The organism is Shewanella fodinae (genome assembly GCF_014651955.1).
Taxonomy (GTDB): Bacteria; Pseudomonadota; Gammaproteobacteria; order Enterobacterales; family Shewanellaceae; genus Shewanella; species Shewanella fodinae.
The window spans coordinates 1-16,624 of record NZ_BMXW01000036.1 but is presented as its reverse complement, the minus strand read 5'-3'; the positions used below and the strand labels follow the sequence as shown (position 1 = coordinate 16,624).

The following is a 16,624-nucleotide window of genomic DNA, read 5'->3' as shown; positions in this document are numbered from 1 at the left end:
TTTGCCTCTTTGACTTCGCTAAAAATCGAGGAAGCATTTAGCATGAGTAGATATACGGGCAAAGCCCTTTCATGAATGATAACCACCTACTGAAGTAGGTGGTTTTGGGCTGACAATAAAAAAACGCGGTAATTACCGCGTTTTTTACAACAGGGCAGACGCTTAATGGCCTAAATGCGGTACAGGTTGCAACCAGCCAGTTGGAGCTTTGCGCTCACCACGTTGTATGGCAGTGTATACCTCGTAGATGTGCTTAACATGCTCACCCACCTTACCATCGCCAACGTTAAGACGCCGACCATCTTCGAAAATATAAGAACCGACCGGTGATACTACCGCTGCAGTACCAAAGCCACCCGCTTCAATAATGTCACCTGTTTCAATGCCTTTAATGAAGTCGTCCAGTCGCACCATTTCCTGACGTACCGGATAGCCCAATTCAGCAGCTAGCTCAATGATGGACTGCGACGTGATTGAACGCAAAATGGTGTCGGTAAATTCAGGAATAATCACTGTGCCATCTTTCAGGATATGGAAGTGGTTCATTGCGCCAGCTTCCTCGATGTACACATTGTTGTTATCTAGGTACAGCACCTGTGATGCGCCCACTTCTTTAGCGGCACGCCCAGCGCGCAGTGACGCAGCATAGTTACCAGACGCCTTGCTAGCGCCGGTACCACCGGGAGCCGCACGATGATAATGGGTACTGATCAGCAGGCTGATTGGGCTCAGACTGGCACCATAGTAAGCACCGCTAGGACTCAATACGACACAGAAAGTGTATGAGGTTGATGGGCTCACAGAGAGGCGATCTTCTGTTGCAAAAATAAACGGCCGGATATACAAGCAAGCACCGTCCTGCATCGGAAACCACAGGCGATCGGCATCGATCAGTGCGTTGATTGCCTGCAGTTGCATCTCTTCTGGCAAATAGGGAATGCACAGGATATCGGCGGAACGATTCATCCGTTCTGCGTTCTTGTTGATACGGAACGTGTAAATCTCACCGTCCTGATGCATGAAGGCCTTAGCACCTTCAAAAATTGACTGCCCATAATGGAGCGCTACAGCACCTGGTGCGACTGAGAAAGGACCATATGGCACTATACGCGGATCCCGCCATTCACCGTCGTAATAATCCATCAAAAACATATGGTCGGTACGCAACCGGCCAAACCCGACATTTCCCTCCGGACGGAACTGCTCCTGGCGGCGTTCTGCGGCAGGTTTTAACTGATACTTGATTTCCATTTTGCACTACCTTGACTATTGTTAAAGCAGACTAGGAAGCGCGACCGCGAAAGTCAATAGGCATCGGGGATTGCAAGCGATAACAAATAGATTTTTTTATCATCGGCATTAACACCATGCAGCAATGAGCCATTTGCCACGCCACACTTGCTACGAGTGCCGTTTGATGCCGTTGAATGTTAACGATTTTTCGGCTCACTTATCGATATGTTGCCAATTATTGGCAATTCCGTATGGTTTTTCGGCAATTACCCAGAGGTTACTATTCGTCAGTCGGCCTGCACTGTAGAATCAACTGACATTTACTACAGACCGGAAGGACTTTCCCCATGAGCCTTGAATTGTTGTCCAAACTGGAAGCCAGTATCCAGAATGCACTGGAACAGATCGAATTGTTAAAACTGGAATTGGATGAAGAAAAACAGAAGAACCTGTCACTCAGCGAGCAGAACCAACGGCTGCAGCAGGAACTCAATACTTGGAACGACAAAGTCTCTGGCTTGGTAGGACTGCTCACTGATAAAGTGGAGTGATTATACCGATGACGCCTCATGCGTCTGTTGATCCAGTAGCTGGTTGAGTTCAATGACCGCCTGCTTCACTTTGGGCAGGCCTTTTCCCGGTAGCAGAAAACGTCCTCTTTCAAATTCAAGCCGTCCAAGATCTTTCACCCAGACCGCACCTTTTAGAAAAATCCGCGCATGTTTAGCGATGAGTTTAGGAGCATAAACGGGAAATACGCGCACGGGACCTCCTTCTTCATTTTGTTATCTGACCCTATGCTTGGACAAGCCGCCGCCCTGCGGAGTTTCATCTGCCCTGCGTTTTTTTAGTGCCCGCGCAATATGCATATGAAAAAATAAATAAAATCAATGATTGCCAAATTTTTGACGCGGCGATATATTATTGACGTTACTCAGGGTAAAAACTGAGCCTCTGGCTCTAAATCCGTACGTCTCTTTATGGGAAGTACGGTTTTTTTTGCCTGTAATTCGAGATGCTGGAGTGCTCCTTTGCGAGACAGCATAAAAAAACCGGGCACCTAGGCCCGGTTTCACCAGCAGCAGTTGTTATTCCAGTTTACTAAGATACTTGATGATTTCTGCAAGCTGCTCAAATGACTTCAGCGAAGCGGTATCAATCAGATATTTCTCGTTCACCACCAATGCGGGAACACCTTCGATTTTGGCGTTTTCAGTGCTGCGTTTCATGCTGGCAACCATGCTGTTAACCATAAAAGAGTTAGCAGCAGCTTCGAACTCTTTAGCATCTACGCCTTCGGCAACAAAGAACTGTTTTACGTCTTCCATGCTGGTAAAGCGCTGATGTTTTTCATGAATAGCGGCAAACAAGGCCGGTTCGATTTTATCGCTGACGTTCAGCAGCTCCGAAATCGCCCATGCCCGAGACATCACCACCCCCATCTCACGCCCAATAAACTCCACATGGATCTGCTTGAATGTCATATCCTTTGGCATATCAGCTTTCAGCTTTGGCAGGAAAGTTTTGGAAAAGTGATAACAATGTGGACAGTAAAACGAGAAGTATTCTGTGAGATTAGGTTTCACTGACGCTGGCTTGTCAGAGATAATTTTGTAGTTGACACCTTCTTTAAACTCAGTAGCGTTTGCCGCGAGTGGCAGCAACAACAATGCCGCAGCCAAAATCAGTAATTTTTTCATTGGGGTTCCTTGCTTTATTATTCTGGACCGGAATGACTGGTCGCCGACTAAAATAATCTTCTTTTCGAGTCCAACTCAAGCCCGGAGTTCCAATTTCCCCGGGAAATCGCCGAAATCAATACGGGATCAGGCTTAGGGGTGGCTGTAGCAGCCGTTGCTGCTGCTCCGTAAACAGTTGTAACTGCTGCCGCCAGTAATCTTCCGTTGCAAACCACGGGAAATGTCTGGGAAAGGCCGGATCTTGCCAACGTCTGGACAGCCAGCCGTTATAATGCAGCAATCGCAAAGCCCGCAGACATTCAATCAACTTCAGTTCCGCCGGATGAAAATCCCCAAACTCGCTGTAAGCCTCCAGTAACACCTCCAACTGCAGTTGTTGCTGATTACGATCGCCATTTAGCATCATCCACAAATCCTGTACCGCCGGGCCATTGCAGGCATCATCTAGGTCAACAAAACCGGGGCCATCGGGTGTCCATAAAATATTGCCTGGATGCAGGTCTCCATGCAGTCGTATTTTTGAAGGCGTTTGCTGTTGCCATATAGCCTTGACCTGCTGCAACAGCGCGGTAGTCACTTCCCGCAATGGTGATAGCAGTTTTACGGGGATCAACTCACATGCCATCATTTCTGCCAGTCCGGTGTCGCCAAAAGATTGGGGACTCATTGCAATACGCGCTTGAAAACGGCTGCCTTTGGCGTACTGGTGCATACGGCCAATAAACTGACCAACCGCCTCCAATTGTTCCAGGTTATCCACTTCAAAACTGCGCCCCCCAATCGATGGAAACAGTGCAAAGCGATATCCCTGATAGTGATGCAAGCTAATGCCATCTATTTTAAGCGGTGCCGCCAGCGGGATTTCAGCTTCCTGCAGTTCAAAGGTAAACGCGTGCTCTTCGAGAATTTGCGCATCACTCCAGCGTTCGGGTCGATAAAACTTCACCACATAACGTTGGCCACGGTCACAACGGAATTGATAAACACGATTTTCGTAGCTATTGAGCGGTAACAACCCACTTTCAGGATAGATGCCAATACTTTCAATAGCATCTAGGATCAGTTCCGGTGTCAGCCCGCTGAAATGAAACGCGGCACTGGTATTACTCATGGTTGTGACTCCCATAATTTTTTGAGGTATTGCAACACTTCAAAATCCTGCGGTTGCTGACAACTGAGCCAACAACTACCACTGTAGAATTCAAACTGCAGCCATAAGAGCGTACCTTCAAATTCCACCAGCCACTGATGGCGATCTGCCCCCCAATTACGTTCACGCACCTGCAAATCCAGCCGTTGGCACAACTGCATTGCCAACGGTGGAAATTGTTCAAAATCACAGGTCAGCGCGAACATCAACGTAGACTCTGAATTATTGAGTGTGGTACTGCCAACACCCACGTTAAGTTGTTGCAAGTCAAGCGCTCCATCAACTACTACATGACATAATCAGCCCTTCGCCCCAAGCTGGTGGTCGGCAGGCTAAGTCAGTAAATTCTGCATGAGTATCATAAGGGGTTCGCAGTGCCTGATACAATCGCTGTAGCGGCTCAGTATCGCCCTGCTCTGCAGCCGCTATTGCCTGTTGAGCCAGATAGTTACGCAAAATATATTGCGGATTCTGCTGGCGTCGCTGTTCCTGCCACAAACCAATGTCGGGAATCGTCCCTAGGCGCTGACGGTATTGTGCAAACCAGTGATCAAAAGCGGCTGTATCAACAAACTGATCGCGTAATGTGGAGTGGGTTGCGCTGGGGTCCAATGCTGCAAAATGCCGCAGTGTTAAGGTGTAGTCCAGCCCTTGCTGTTCCAGCATAGTGGTAAAAGCGCCGATAAGTGCCAAATCATCAGACAACCGCGTTTCATCCTCGGTGGCAGGCAACCCCAGTTTTTGTCCCATCAATTGCAGATAATGTTGCACCAGTGTTGGCTGATAATGCTGCAATGCTGCCAACAATGCATCAGAGGAGATTATGGGAGTTAACGCTTGTGCCAGACATTGCAGGTTCCATAAACCAATACCTGGCTGCTGCCCGAAAGCATAGCGGCCTTCGGGATCGGAGTGGTTACAGATAAAGTCTTCTTTGAAGGTGTCAAGAAACGCAAACGGGCCGAAATCAAAGCTGTCGCCGACAATCGACATATTGTCGGTATTCATAACCCCGTGGGCAAAGCCGATAGCCTGCCAACTGGCGATGAGTCTGGCGGTGGCTTCTACGACCTCGACAAACCACTGTCGATAACCCGCAGCATCACAGTGAAGATGGGGGAAATGCTGACGGATGGTAAAGTCAGCCAACCGCGTTACCCGTTCCGCACTGCCGCCAGTGCTGTAGTAACTGTGCTCAAAATGCCCAAAGCGGATATGACTGCGCGCCAAGCGTACGGTGATTGCCCCTTTTTCCAATGTTTCCCGCCAAACGGGCAGTTCAGAGCCGATAACGGCTAACGCCCGGGTGGTAGGAACACCAAGGTGAAATAATGCCTCTGACACCAGAAATTCTCGAATGGCAGAACGGGTCACCGCCCGGCCATCGCCATGACGGGAAAAAGGGGTTGGCCCCGCCCCTTTTAACGCCACATCCCAATAGCCTTGCGGGCCCGCAGCTTCACCGAGAATAATTGAACGACCATCACCCAATTGCGGACTGTATCCGCCAAACTGATGACCACTATAGATCTGGGCATAATAAGTCGCCCCAGGCATTCGTTGATTGCCAGCCAACTGTTGCAACAACTGTTCATTTGGTTGTGTTAGCCCCAGTATTGATGCTGCATCATCGCTCCAAGCTAACCAGTGGGGCGACGGTAATCCGCTAGGCATTACCGCTTCATAAAAATCTGGTAGTTGCTCAAAAAAGTCCTGTTTAAAATGCATTAAGGTTCAGGGTTAAAAGTGTGCCACTGATCACAGGTTACCATATTCGCGTCATCCAGGCGGCAGCGATGCGCGCACTGGAATACTGCCGGGGCCTCTGCCAGCCGTTGCATGCCGCGGCCTTTAGCTTCACATTGCTGCAGCGTCTCATAATAACCGTTGATGGCGGCATAATGGTGCGCAGGCTGAGGCAGTTGCTGCTGTTGCGGGTAATAGAACAGCGTCCATTCAGGCACCTGAGTACACCCGGTAAAAGCCAACAACCCCGATAATCCGATGATTAAACGTCGCACAGCTACCTCCGACTGAGAAAATAAACCCGGCCGTCATAGGGCCGGGTCTGACATTATGATATTGGAAGACTCGCTGACGGCTGTCAGCCACCGGCTTTAAGCCGGGTCTTTTCGATGCGCTTGATGCGGCCATCAAAACCGGTCACCGTGCCGTCATCTAAGCCCAGCTCCAGCGCCTGTTGGCACAAGTCGATAGCCAATTCATAGTGACCGCTATCGGTACACAAGGTTGACAGTTGCATAAATCCAACCCCTTTTAATTCGGCCTTAGGATCAGCTTTTTGTAATGCTGCCAGACTTTCGCGATAGAGTTGCGGGTAAGCCTCAGCAAAACGTTGTCCAAACTGCAGATAATGGTTGTTTTTACGTTGTTTGTAACACTCAGCAACTACTGCCAGCAGCGTTTCATGACGGGCAATAACACCATCGGCGGCGGCATATTGTGCCATGGCCCGTTTGAGTGTGACATTACCCCAACTGATATCGTCTTGGGATACTACTTGGGGCTCTGGCTCTGGCTCTGGCTCTGGCTCTGGCTCTGGCTCTGGCTCTGGCTCTGGCTCTGGCTCTGGCTCTGGCTCTGGCTCTGGCTCTGGCTCTGGCTCTGGCTCTGGCAGCTGAGTATCCGCTGTCACCGCCGTTTCTGCAAAATCGGCATCTTGGTGACGTTTAACGGGGGCGATATCTCGTGGTTGTCGAGAACGCTCATTCGCTGCTAGCGTCTGTGCTCGCCGGTATAAAAATATCCCCACGCCGATCAGGGCAATGATGGCTATCAATTTCAACATGTTGTTTCACCGTTTGACTGGGAGGGTGGCATGACCGACAAGACACAACACAAGGTTTGCCGATCCAATTGTGTTACCAAGAATAGATTTAATGTATTCTCTCCGTAAAAATCAAGTATTTAACTTTGCGTATTTACCCTGTCGGTCCCCAAACCTGTGACCAGTGTAACGTCTAGCGGGTAATTCGGTCATGTAACTGCCAACTTAATTGAGGCAAATAAGGATATCGGTTATGCAAAAAATATTGATTGTGGCCCACGCCAGCCCTTATGGCTCCGAAAAAATGTTTAACACGCTGCGTATTGCCGTCGCGATGAAAGAATTTGCAGCAGGTCAGGCTGAGCTAAAGCTGTTCCTGATGTCAGATGCGGTGTTCAGCGCAGTCAAAGGACAGCAAACCCCCGATCTCAGCTACAACCTGCAACAGATGTTGGAAATTCTGACCGCTCAGAAAGTACCACTGCTATTGTGTAAAACCTGTGCCGAATCCCGGGGCGTCACTCAGGAGATGCTGGTAGACGGTGCCGCCATCGGTACTCTCGGAGATCTGACACGCTGGACGTTGGAAGCCGATAAGGTCATGCATATCTAAACATATTGAAGGTGCGTAAACTTGTATTTTGTGCGCACCTTCAAACTCTCCACTGCTGTCGCTACTGTGCTGCATTGGCATTCGCTAAACTAGCAATATCGGTTGTTGCTGGGAGTTCTTATGTCATTGTTACACGGCAAGCTACAAACTGAATTGCAAACAATTACGGCGATGGTACAGATCTATTGCCGCGCTCATCATCATAGTGATGAAGGATTGTGCCAAGCGTGTCAGGCGCTGTTGGATTACGCTGAAACTCGTCTGGATCGTTGTCCTTATGGAGAAACAAAGCCCGCCTGCAAACATTGCCCAGTACACTGCTATAAAGCCGAGCCGAAAGAGCAAGTCAGGCAGATCATGCGTTATGGCGGTCCGCGAATGCTGTGGCAACATCCATTACTGGCAATCCGCCATTTGCTGAACGAACGTAAACCATTTCCTGATAAGCCCCCACATAACGCGTCCAATCGTGCCAAGCGGCAAAAAGCACCGTAGTACATTTTTATTGCAGTTGTCGTCCGCTGTGTTAACAATGAGCTAAGTAGAGCTGGCGGAGATCGCCATGACCGCACTTGGTGATTTTTTTACAAATGCCTACTGGTGGTTATCACTCATTGGGGGTCTGCACTGCCTGATGTTGGCGGGCTATGCCTTGTTTTTCTATAACGAACGCAGTGAGCAAAAATGGCTATTAACTGGCATGTTTGCCTTGATGGCGCTGTACTTTTTTACCGGCATGTTCAACAGGGATAACATCCCCACCCCGTTACATCTGCTGTTTATCCTGTTACAACCTACTTATTTTCTGCTCTTACCGCTGCTATACCTATACTGCCGCCGCTTATGTTACCCCCATCTCGGCATTCAATTGCCGATGCGTCATCTGCTGCCGATGCTGCTGGCGATGTTGCTGGTCATACTAGCGCTACTGTTCCACCGCACCAACGTGACGGAAATACTGCTGATTGGCCCCAGAAACCCACTTAAAGGTCTGGCACTGTTGCTGCCACTGGCTCTCAGTTTACAGACGTTAGTCTATCTATGGCTGATCCTACGGTTGCTGATACAACATCGCAGTCAATTAGAACAAAGTCATAACCCACTGTTACAACTACGCTTCCGTTGGTTACTGTTGCTGACAACAGCGCTTATTATCAACTGGTTGGTGCGGAATCTGGCGTTCGTATTGCCGCTGATATTTGGTGATCAACTGGCTCCCGTCACTCGGACATTCCCGCATGCCATACTGTTACTGACACTTTATGCGCTAGCACTCTATGGCTTAAAACAACTTACCCATATTGCCTACCTACGGGGGCAGGCAGCACGAGGAACCCAACAAGCGGCCACTCAGGACGATGTGTTGAGCGATGAAGAGAAGCTGTTTATTCGCCAACTGTTAAAGCAATCTAAAGATCGTCAGTAACGGTCAACGTTACATCTGTTAAGCTATGCAACAGCGCTATTCCGTACAGCGTTTTATCTGAACCTAAGCTGACAAGTAGCCACAAAAGAACGCTTTTTTATTTTGTTACTCTGTATTTTTCAGCATTGGACGTTAAGCTAATGCTCAATCGACAGGGACACCTGCCGTTAAACAGATAGATGGAGGTTCCGATGAAAACCTTTAATAGTATTTTACTTGCAGCAGCCACGTTAATCGCCAGTCTGAGCTTTTCAGGCAGAGCGTTGGCAGAAGACAGCTATAACGATGCATTGGCAACCTTTCAGAAGGCTAGCGAAACTCATAAATTCTTTAATACTGCCTATGGCTATGCGATATTTCCGACTGTAGGCAAAGGTGGCATTGGCATAGGTGCTGCTTATGGCAAGGGCCGGGTATACCGCGGTGGTGTTTATACCGGTGATTCATCACTGACTCAAGTGTCCATTGGTTTCCAGCTTGGAGGTCAGGCCTACAGTGAAATTATCTTCTTTAAAGATGCTAAAGCTTACAACGACTTTACCAGTGGCAGTTTTGAATTTGGAGCACAAGCTTCTGCCGTGGCCATCAATCTTGGTGCAAACGCCCAAGCAGGCACCACTGGCAATTCCGCTGGCGCCGGACAACATGGTGGCAACCAATCAGCTACTGCAGCCTATATCAATGGTATGGCGGTATTTACTGCGGCCAAAGGCGGCTTGATGTTTGAAGCGGCTTTAGCCGGACAATCCTTTACCTTTGATGCAAAATAGTGATTAGCCAAGGCTGACAATAAAGGCGACATTGAGTCGCCTTTATTATTACCAGCCAATCCACTGGCGAGATCTGTCTCCGAGCCCTTTTTTAATAATATCGGCAAGCCAGATACTGCCGTAAAGCAATAACAGGAAGATCCCCACCGATAACGCAATGGATGTCAGCGCCGAACCAGGAGCCAATTTAAAATGTAACAACTTGCAGGCGTCGGCAAATAACATTGAAAAGATCGGATGCAGGAAAAAGATAGCAAAGCTCATATCCGCTACCCGCTCCAACCAAGGAAATTCACCACAGCGGGCCAATATTTCACAGCCTTTCAGCACCAAGATACATAAACAGAACTTCTGCACAAATTGCCAGTCTATACCTCCATAACTTAGGGCATCTTTATGATAGTTACCGACATGTCCTTCAATGTTAGTTTGCACCCATAAACTAACAAACAGCCCGAGCCACGCCAGAATATTCAGCGCAACTGTCAATCGCTTCACCACCACTTGCTCCTGTGAATACAACATCCCCAACAGATAAAAGGGCGTGAAATACAGCAATGATTGCAACACATTAACATTGCCTATCGGTCGATGTAGCAACATCGAAATCAACATTGAAAGCAACAACAGTGTCATACGCCATGAGCGAGACAGGTGAATGTAAAACAGAAAAACCGGCGACAGCGCAAACACCAACATGATAAAAGGCACGTACCAGTGTGGAAACAGCACATAACCATTGCGAACTGTGTACCAGACATCGAGTAATAGCTGTGACGCCGCATGTCCCTGTAACCAATACCATTCCACCAGCAACAGCATTAAACCCGCCAGCGAAACCCATAAAAATGGCAACAGCACATTACGGATCTTGGAGCGCATAAATCCTTGATATTCAAATCTTGGATAAAACACTCGGTGGAAAAAATAACCGGAAATGAATACGAATAAGGCCGTACCACCTCGGACCAAGTTTTCCAGCATCAGCGGGAAACCTTCGCCTGAGTTGTAAACGCTGTGTCCTGCCACAATCAGCAAAATGGCAATACCACGCATATAAGTAAATTCGGCTTGTTTCTGGCGCATAAAGGCCTCTCGCAACTAACAGGGATTAAATACTAGGGGAGTTTTGCAGCCGGAGATTTAAGATACCGGATACTGACAGCAGACATGATCTTCAGGATAAAAAACGCCGTCAGCATATCCGTAATGCAGGGAAAGCGGAATAGGCCATCGAAAATATTTTATATCGATCGATAAAAACAAAAACATTGATAAATATCAGCCTATTACATCAATCACCAAACCAGCGTTTCAGGGTTGAGGTGGCTTCGGCATGCACGCTATCGTCAATATACATACTGACCATCGCCAATGCCGCGGCCAAAGCTCCGAGATCGTCACTGAAGCCAACAATAGGCGTCAGATCCGGTATGGCATCTAACGGCGAGATAAAATAAGCAAGGGCGCCGAATATCGCTGTTTTCGCCCATTTGGGTGTGTTTTCACGCTTAGCGGCGTAGTACAGCAGCAATGCATTTTCCACAACTTCCCTGCCAGCCTTTAGCGCGAACCCCTTGAGCTTGTCCCAAAATCCCTGTTCACTGTATTCCTGCTGCATAATGAACTCCCATTGCCCAGTGTTATATCGTTCCCGGCGGTAACTTACCAGTTATCTGCAGCGCCGTCAGCACATGGCAACCACACAATAACAATTCAGAAACATTACATTTCAAACCGTCATCAGATGTTCCAAGGCAAATCGCATTCGTTGGTCAGCATGCATTGGGGAGGGGGTCATCAATTGCAGCCAATGGCTGATACAGTCTCGGTTCGGCACACGTTTGTCTGATTGTCCCAGCAGCTGTGTCAACGCATAACAGTATTGGTAGTAAAGCTGCACATCATGAGCATCGACGGCTTCTTCACTGACATTGATCATGGTGCCACGAATAAAGTCCCGTACCAAAGCACAACGGTCAAAGCCTCTTACTTCGCCCATTTGCTGGATTTGCTGCTGGTTCCAGTGCTGGTAACGCGCATATGCCTGAGTAAACGCCGCCTGATAATCAACACTGGCCTGTGATAGCAGCTCGGTATTTGGCATCACCCGCGATATAACAAAGCGCTTACGGCAAGTAACCTCATGTAAACGCCAGCAATAATGATACAGATACTGATATAAGGGATTATCTGGATATAAGGTGATACTTTGGGTCTGCAGCCAGAAGTCATTAAATTCTGCGGCGGCAACCGCTACGATTAAATCTGACTCATTGGGGAAATGATTATATACAGTTCCTCTTGAGATCTGACTAATTTCAACGAGATGGGAACGACAAAGATCAAATATTTTATGGCCACGTAAACTATTCTGTGCCAATGACACTAAATAATTACAGCGCTGTTGCCAGCTACTCATTTTTGGCCTCCAAAATAATAGCCTGTCTTCACAGTCTGATAATACCAGCCTAGGGAGTTAATCCCAATTGAGTAATAATTAGAGCACCATAAGCAACCGCAATATTCGATGCTGAAATTAGAATTGTTAGAAAGTCTGATTGCCGTTGCCGAAACCGGTAATCTGTCAAAAGCCGCTGAACGCCTCTGTCGTACTCAGTCGGCACTCAGTTTACAAATCAAAAAGCTTGAAGAAAGCGTTGGTCAGGTATTGCTATTACGCGATAACAAAGGCGCCAAACTTACTGACGCTGGTGAGAAACTGCTGAATTATGCCTATAAAATGTTGCAGCTCAACAGCCAGGCTATAGATGAGCTGAAGGAAGACGCGCAGCAGACCATTCGTCTTGGGATCCCCACCGATTATGTCAAATGGTACCTAGAAAGCGGCTTGATCGAATTTATCCGTGAATTCACTCATCTGCAGTTGGTCATAGATACCGATGTGTCCGGCAATCTGTTCCGACGCCTGCAAAATGGCGAGTTTGACGCTATCATTGCGACGCACTGGAAACCACAACCCAATGGCGAATTATTATTTGAACGGCGGTTTGTCTGGAGTGCTGCCAAACACGGTCAAGCGCATAAACGGTCAGTGATCCCGGTGGCCTTGTATCCAGAAAACTGCCCTATCAGAGTTCAAGTATTTGCCAATCACAACCTATTGATGCGGCCACTGCATGTGCTACTCACCACGCCCTCACCACAGGCAATCTGCAGTGCCGTGGAAAATGATCTAGTGATTGCGCCACTGGCAGAGTTTCGTGTCAGCGATAAGATGCAGGTATTGGATCCAGACACCCATGGGCTACCGCCACTACCGCTGTTCAACGAATCGCTGTACGTTAACCCAGCGTCTGAATCGGAAGCGATTGAACAGCTTCGAGCGCTGCTCAAAGCTAATCTCTCTCGGTTATCTCTTCAGCACCAATAAAAAAGTGGTAACCCGTAATTGGGGGTTACCACCTCAAGCCATCACTAAGCGTGACTACTCTTGGAACTTACTGAATTTGAAGGTGTGACAATCTTTACAGATTGGTTGTTTTACCGCATGTTCACCATGACATTCAGTACAAGGGACATCTTTACCATAATGCAGATTATTATGGGGATTCTGCCATTGCTCATCGCCCTGTCTGGCAGTTTGCTGCGCCAGCTTGTCGACGGAATGGCATTTCAGGCAACTGTCGTCTGCCGCACGGCTGACGGGTTTATCAACACCATGACAGGTGGCACATTGATGTTTAGTATATAACTGTTGATGATAACTACGACCCATCATCTTGCCTTGAGACACAAGCGTGTCACCCGCCATAACAGCGGAAGAAAACGCCAGCAGCATTGCCATCACGGCTGAACAGGAAATAAGTGATTTCATTGTCGGTCCTCCTTTATGCGCCCATAATGCTGCGAGCAGCGGTCATTCCCATCACCATACATTCAGGGATGGCACAGCTACCGAGTCGACTGACACCGTGAATACCGCCACAGACCTCCCCAGCGGCATACAACCCCTTAATCGCTTTACCTGTGTTGCTGTCTAGCACTTCGGCATTGGCATTCACCTGCACACCGCCCTGGCAGTAATGAACCTTCGGCCACAGGCGCACAACGGTATAAGGCGCCTGTATGTACATGCCCTTAGCCTTTGCCATACTCTTGCCAAACTGCTTGTCTTCTCCGTCTTTCACATAAGCATTGTACTCATCCACCTGCTGCTGCAGTGGTTGCAGCGGAATATTGAAGCGTTTGGCGATAGACTGCAGGTCGTCAAACTTCCAACCCACACCGTACTTCAAAACGTTTTCACAGGTCGGATGTTCTTTGGCGTGTGCATAGCTGGTGATCATAATGGGGGGCAGCGGTTTTCCAGCGGAATCCCGACATGCCAACTCAGCGTCTGCCCGAGTTTTACGGTCGGCGATTTCATTCATGAAACGCTTACCAGTCAAACAGTTAACCGCGATGGAATGAGGGAAATTAAAAATCGCATAATTAGACACATAGCCGAATCCCCCTTCATCCGGCGATGCCCAAGGGCCAGACTGAATGTAGGCCAGATGCACCGGAATCGCCCCGAGACGGAACATTTCCAACATACCTTCCCCAGTTGCGCCTTTAGCATTAGTACAGCCGACTTCTGCTGTCAGCGTTGGATCTTGGGCCATACGCAAATTAACATTCTGTGCAAAGCCCCCTGTTGCCATCAACACCCCTTTACTGGCGCGGATATGCAGGAGCTTGCCGCTATTTTCATCTTCAAAATAGTAGGGATAGCGAATGCGGATACCGATTACCGCCGCGTCTTTTCCGAGAATGAACCCCTCAAATTTACTGCGATTTTGCAGTTTCACTCCCAGTTTACGGCACTCACGCACTAAGGGTTGAGTGATACCCGCGCCGCAACTAACTTTGGTCTGATAGGTTCTGGGAACTGAGTGACCACCTAACTGCTGCAGATAGGGATAGTACTCAGCACCAGCATCAATGGTCATCTGTAATGCGTCGCTGGCATGCGAGGCAATATGCCGCAGTAATTTTTCATCAGCGACACCACGACCGGACTTCAGTTGATCCGCTACCATGGTGTCGACGGAATCTTGGATCCCTTTTTCCTTTTGCAATGGAGTATTTGGTGCCGCAAACAGGCCACCGTTAATGGCAGAGTTACCGCCATACACCGCCATTTTTTCATAGATGGTAACGGCCTTACAGCCATGCTTTGTCGCTTCAATGCCTGCTGCCAGCCCGGCAAAACCAGAGCCGATAATTGCCATTTCCACTTGTTCATCCCAGTGAATGCTATCATCGGCTACAATTGCGTTTGCCATGCCCGGTGCGGCAAACGCCACCCCGGTAGCCCCCAGCCCTTTAATAAAATTGCGGCGAGTTAAAAAATCAATTTTGTTCATATAGTAATGCTCCCGTGCTCACTTTTTAGGAAAGTGTATAAATGGAATGAGTTCCAAAATACGAAACGGGTGTCATCACTCAATATTACTTAGGCGGATCTTATTGGTTTTCGCTACTTATATTTAAAACTGCCGATGAAATATCACATTGTCGTCAATTCCAATCTATGACCTACTATTTCTATCACTTTCTTATTATAAATAATCCTAATATCTCAATATTAAATTTCCGCAGTCAGCAACTAAAAATTGTTTATTCTTATTTAATATCTGATAAATTAAACCGACTTAATTTAATTGAATAATTATTATGAAAACTAGAGCGATTTCCCATAATGATGCCCAGGCGTTGTCTGCTTATTTTTCTCGTAATCAGGCACATTTTTCGCCGTGGGAACCGCTACGCCCCAAGGAATATCACTCGCTTGCAAGCTGGCAAAATCGGTTGCAACTGTTGTTTGCCGAACCGATTAATGAATACTGGTTTGTACTGGACAGCGGCCTGCAGATTGTCGGACATTGTACTTTGAGTAACATTATCCACGGGCCATTTCAGGCGTGCTATATGGGGTATGGCATTGACGCCGCGCAGCAAGGAAAAGGGCTGATGCCTCAGTTATGTCAGACGGCTTTGGATTTTACATTTAATGAGCTGCGACTGAATCGGGTAATGGCTAACTATATGCCTACCAATTTGCGTTCCGCTAACCTGTTGCAACGGCTGGGATTTGAACGTGAAGGCATTGCTAGACGTTATCTTAAAATCAATGGACAATGGCAGGATCATATATTGACTGCCAAGCTAGCAACGACCGATTAGGCTGCAAACAGGGAACATTCAGGGAGCACTATGATCCAAGTTCATCATCTCGAATCATCACGTTCTTACCGTATCATCTGGCTGCTGGAAGAGCTGGGGTTAGACTATGAAGTTATCACTTACCGACGCGACCCAAGCTATGCCGCCCCGGCAGCACTAAAACAGATACATCCACTGGGCAAGGCGCCTGTGCTCACCGATGGCAATCTCACCATTGCAGAATCTGGCGCTATTATTGAGTATCTACTGGACCGTTATGATAGCGAACATGTCTGGCGCCCCCACGGCGGGCAAGCACTGTTGGATTACCGTTACTGGTTACACTTTGCTGAAGGTTCATTGATGCCATTGCTGGTGATGCGACTGGTGCTCGGCAAGGTCAAAGAAAAACCGATGCCTTTTTTTGCCCGTCCGATTGCACGCAAATTGATAAGTGGCATTGATCAGCTATTCGTCCAAGCCCGCCTGACACCGCAATTGAATCTCATCGAAAGCTGGTTAGCAAGGCACCCTTGGTTTGCCGGAGAGACTATCTCGGGGGCAGATATTCAGATGGAACTGGCACTGCAGCTTGCCGCTAGGAGAACCGATTTGAGTGGCTATCCCTGCATTCAGGCCTATCTGGGGCGTTGTTGCCTAAATGTGGAACCTTCTGCCTCTGATGCGATCAGATCCTGTAAATAGCAGACAGGAATGGATAGCAGTGGGCAAATCCAAGCACCAAATCACCAATTGGCCGGAATATAACAGAG

21 protein-coding genes are annotated in these 16,624 nt (G+C 48.1%); 8 read left to right on the top strand and 13 right to left on the bottom strand.

Features of this window, described 5'->3' with window-relative positions:
• Positions 1-162: 162 nt before the first annotated feature.
• Complete coding sequence (locus IE064_RS17845; RefSeq protein WP_189619014.1) at positions 163-1,251, bottom strand: branched-chain amino acid aminotransferase; 1,089 nt, start codon at positions 1,249-1,251, stop codon at positions 163-165.
• Between the two features lie 329 nt (positions 1,252-1,580).
• On the opposite strand from IE064_RS17845, the gene zapB reads away from it, so the two are divergent.
• Positions 1,581-1,784, top strand: coding sequence for a cell division protein ZapB (gene zapB / locus IE064_RS17840; RefSeq protein WP_189619013.1), 204 nt, complete (start codon positions 1,581-1,583; stop codon positions 1,782-1,784).
• Here zapB and IE064_RS17835 read toward each other — a convergent pair whose 3' ends face one another.
• The 7 genes from IE064_RS17835 to IE064_RS17805 form a co-directional block, all read right to left on the bottom strand.
• Positions 1,785-1,997 (bottom strand): DUF1107 domain-containing protein, encoded by a 213-nt coding sequence (locus IE064_RS17835; RefSeq protein WP_133040085.1) that lies wholly within the window; start codon positions 1,995-1,997, stop codon positions 1,785-1,787.
• A gap of 324 nt (positions 1,998-2,321) precedes the next feature.
• On the bottom strand, positions 2,322-2,933 hold the full coding sequence (locus IE064_RS17830) for a thiol:disulfide interchange protein DsbA/DsbL (protein ID WP_133040086.1): 612 nt from the start codon (positions 2,931-2,933) through the stop codon (positions 2,322-2,324).
• A gap of 115 nt (positions 2,934-3,048) precedes the next feature.
• Positions 3,049-4,044, bottom strand: coding sequence for a serine/threonine protein kinase (locus IE064_RS17825; protein ID WP_165900162.1), 996 nt, complete (start codon positions 4,042-4,044; stop codon positions 3,049-3,051).
• Complete coding sequence (locus tag IE064_RS17820; protein ID WP_229800151.1) at positions 4,041-4,349, bottom strand: DUF3630 family protein; 309 nt, start codon at positions 4,347-4,349, stop codon at positions 4,041-4,043. The genes IE064_RS17825 and IE064_RS17820 overlap by 4 nt, the downstream gene beginning before the upstream one ends.
• A 13-nt stretch (positions 4,350-4,362) precedes the next feature.
• Positions 4,363-5,811: a protein adenylyltransferase SelO gene (locus IE064_RS17815; RefSeq protein WP_189619012.1), complete on the bottom strand. Its 1,449-nt coding sequence runs from the start codon at positions 5,809-5,811 to the stop codon at positions 4,363-4,365.
• Complete coding sequence (locus IE064_RS17810; protein WP_133040089.1) at positions 5,811-6,104, bottom strand: hypothetical protein; 294 nt, start codon at positions 6,102-6,104, stop codon at positions 5,811-5,813. Before IE064_RS17810 ends, IE064_RS17815 begins: the two co-directional genes overlap by 1 nt.
• Before the next feature lie 83 nt (positions 6,105-6,187).
• Positions 6,188-6,892 (bottom strand): hypothetical protein, encoded by a 705-nt coding sequence (locus IE064_RS17805; protein ID WP_229800150.1) that lies wholly within the window; start codon positions 6,890-6,892, stop codon positions 6,188-6,190.
• Positions 6,893-7,124: 232 nt separating this feature from the next.
• Between IE064_RS17805 and IE064_RS17800 the strand changes: the two genes are divergently transcribed.
• The 4 genes from IE064_RS17800 to IE064_RS17785 all read left to right on the top strand — a co-directional run bounded on the left by IE064_RS17800 (position 7,125) and on the right by IE064_RS17785 (position 9,680).
• Complete coding sequence (locus IE064_RS17800; RefSeq protein ID WP_189619011.1) at positions 7,125-7,484, top strand: DsrE/DsrF/TusD sulfur relay family protein; 360 nt, start codon at positions 7,125-7,127, stop codon at positions 7,482-7,484.
• A 120-nt stretch (positions 7,485-7,604) separates the two neighbouring features.
• Positions 7,605-7,979, top strand: a complete 375-nt coding sequence (locus IE064_RS17795) for a nitrous oxide-stimulated promoter family protein (RefSeq protein ID WP_133040092.1) — start codon at positions 7,605-7,607, stop codon at positions 7,977-7,979.
• A gap of 67 nt (positions 7,980-8,046) precedes the next feature.
• Positions 8,047-8,910, top strand: coding sequence for a hypothetical protein (locus IE064_RS17790; protein ID WP_189619010.1), 864 nt, complete (start codon positions 8,047-8,049; stop codon positions 8,908-8,910).
• A gap of 191 nt (positions 8,911-9,101) precedes the next feature.
• A complete protein-coding gene (locus IE064_RS17785) occupies positions 9,102-9,680 on the top strand; it encodes a lipid-binding SYLF domain-containing protein (protein ID WP_189619009.1) in 579 nt (192 codons plus the stop codon).
• Positions 9,681-9,728: 48 nt separating this feature from the next.
• On the opposite strand, the gene IE064_RS17780 is transcribed toward IE064_RS17785, so the two are convergent.
• The 3 genes from IE064_RS17780 to IE064_RS17770 all read right to left on the bottom strand — a co-directional run bounded on the left by IE064_RS17780 (position 9,729) and on the right by IE064_RS17770 (position 12,102).
• Complete coding sequence (locus tag IE064_RS17780) at positions 9,729-10,766, bottom strand: acyltransferase family protein (RefSeq protein WP_189619008.1); 1,038 nt, start codon at positions 10,764-10,766, stop codon at positions 9,729-9,731.
• Between the two features lie 208 nt (positions 10,767-10,974).
• A complete protein-coding gene (locus tag IE064_RS17775) occupies positions 10,975-11,304 on the bottom strand; it encodes a YkvA family protein (protein ID WP_189619016.1) in 330 nt (109 codons plus the stop codon).
• 108 nt (positions 11,305-11,412) lie between these two features.
• Positions 11,413-12,102 (bottom strand): TetR/AcrR family transcriptional regulator, encoded by a 690-nt coding sequence (locus tag IE064_RS17770; protein ID WP_229800148.1) that lies wholly within the window; start codon positions 12,100-12,102, stop codon positions 11,413-11,415.
• A 108-nt stretch (positions 12,103-12,210) separates the two neighbouring features.
• Between IE064_RS17770 and IE064_RS17765 the strand changes: the two genes are divergently transcribed.
• The gene (locus IE064_RS17765) at positions 12,211-13,074 is read left to right on the top strand and encodes a LysR family transcriptional regulator (protein ID WP_189619007.1); all 864 of its coding nucleotides are present in this window, start codon (positions 12,211-12,213) and stop codon (positions 13,072-13,074) included.
• Positions 13,075-13,128: 54 nt separating this feature from the next.
• Here IE064_RS17765 and IE064_RS17760 read toward each other — a convergent pair whose 3' ends face one another.
• Entirely contained in the window at positions 13,129-13,518 is a 390-nt protein-coding gene (locus IE064_RS17760; RefSeq protein ID WP_229800147.1) for a cytochrome c3 family protein, read from the bottom strand.
• A gap of 13 nt (positions 13,519-13,531) precedes the next feature.
• Positions 13,532-15,052: an acrylate reductase flavoprotein subunit ArdA gene (ardA, locus tag IE064_RS17755; protein WP_189619006.1), complete on the bottom strand. Its 1,521-nt coding sequence runs from the start codon at positions 15,050-15,052 to the stop codon at positions 13,532-13,534.
• 310 nt (positions 15,053-15,362) lie between these two features.
• Here ardA and IE064_RS17750 point away from each other — a divergent pair, with 310 nt between their 5' ends.
• A complete protein-coding gene (locus tag IE064_RS17750; protein ID WP_189619005.1) occupies positions 15,363-15,872 on the top strand; it encodes a GNAT family N-acetyltransferase in 510 nt (169 codons plus the stop codon).
• 30 nt (positions 15,873-15,902) lie between these two features.
• Positions 15,903-16,556, top strand: a complete 654-nt coding sequence (locus IE064_RS17745; RefSeq protein WP_189619004.1) for a glutathione S-transferase — start codon at positions 15,903-15,905, stop codon at positions 16,554-16,556.
• Positions 16,557-16,624: the final 68 nt, after the last annotated feature.